Raw genomic sequence first — 1538 nt, forward strand, 5'->3', positions numbered from 1 at the left:
CGAATGACGAGATCCGTTCGTTGATCCGCAAGGGTACGATCGCGGTCAAGTTCTACCCGATGTTCTGCGGCTCGGCCTTCAAGAACAAGGGCGTGCAGCCGTTGCTCGACGCCGTTGTCGAATACCTGCCGTCGCCGGCCGATGTTCCGGCCATCAAGGGTGTCGATGCCAAGACCGACGCCGAGATCGAGCGTCATGCGGACGACAACGAGCCGCTGTCGATGCTCGCCTTCAAGATCATGAACGACCCGTTCGTCGGTTCGCTGACCTTTGCCCGCATCTATTCGGGCAAGCTCACCAAGGGCGTCTCTGTCGACAACACCGTGAAGGGCAAGAAGGAGCGCATCGGCCGCATGCTGCAGATGCATGCGAATTCGCGCGCCGACGTCGAAGAGGCTTTTGCGGGCGACATTGTCGCCTTGGCCGGCCTCAAGGACACCACCACCGGCGACACGCTGTGCGATCCGCTGCACCCGGTCATCCTCGAGCGCATGGAATTCCCCGATCCGGTCATCCAGATCGCCATCGAGCCGAAGACCAAGAACGACCAGGAAAAGATGGGCCTCGCGCTTCACCGCCTGGCTGCCGAGGATCCGTCCTTCCGCGTCAAGACCGACGAGGAAAGCGGCCAGACCATCATCTCCGGCATGGGCGAACTGCACCTCGACATCATCGTCGACCGCATGCGTCGCGAGTTCAAGGTCGAAGCCAATGTCGGCGCGCCGCAGGTGGCTTATCGCGAGACGATCACCCGCAAGCACGAGCAGGACTACACGCACAAGAAGCAGACCGGCGGTACCGGCCAGTTCGCGCGCGTCAAGGTTGTGTTCGAGCCGAATTCCGAGAGCGAGGACTTCGTGTTCGAGTCCAAGATCGTCGGCGGCGCGGTGCCGAAGGAATACATTCCGGGCGTCGAAAAGGGCATCCAGAGCGTCATGGGCGCTGGTCCGTTCGCCGGCTTCCCGATGATCGGCGTCAGGGCGACGCTCATCGACGGTGCCTACCATGATGTCGACTCCTCGGTCCTGGCCTTCGAAATCGCGTCCCGTGCGTGCTTCCGTGAAGCTGCTCCCAAGCTTGGCGTGCAGTTGCTCGAGCCGATCATGAAGGTCGAGGTGGTGACGCCGGAAGACTACGTCGGCAGCGTCATCGGTGACCTGAACGGCCGTCGCGGCCAGATCCAGGGCCAGGAAGCGCGCGGCGTGGCCGTCGTCATCAACGCGATGGTGCCGCTCGCCAACATGTTCAAGTACGTCGACAACCTGCGCTCGATGAGCCAGGGCCGCGCGGCTTACACGATGCAGTTCGATCACTATGAGCCGGTCCCGACCGCGGTCGCTCAGGAAGTCCAGAAGAAATACGCGTAACTCGAAAGAGCTGCCGCGGTAACGCAATTCAAAGCCCGCATGGGCGAGCAGGAAATGGAGACATCACATGGCAAAAGGTAAATTCGAGCGCACTAAGCCTCATGTGAACATCGGCACGATTGGTCACGTCGATCACGGCAAGACGTCGCTGACGGCTGCGATCACCAAGTA

At 61.4% G+C, this 1538-nt stretch carries 2 protein-coding genes; both read left to right on the forward strand.

What is annotated here, in order from left to right; genetic code table 11:
• Positions 1-1367: elongation factor G (gene fusA, locus EOA36_RS35150; RefSeq protein WP_127281209.1), on the forward strand; the 1367-nt coding region annotated here is incomplete at its 5' end.
• A gap of 67 nt (positions 1368-1434) precedes the next feature.
• Positions 1435-1538 (forward strand): GTP-binding protein (locus EOA36_RS35155; protein ID WP_245464554.1); only part of this gene is annotated, 104 nt, incomplete at its 3' end.

The sequence above is a fragment of the Mesorhizobium sp. M8A.F.Ca.ET.021.01.1.1 genome (assembly GCF_003998025.1).
In the GTDB taxonomy this organism is placed as follows: domain Bacteria; phylum Pseudomonadota; class Alphaproteobacteria; order Rhizobiales; family Rhizobiaceae; genus Mesorhizobium.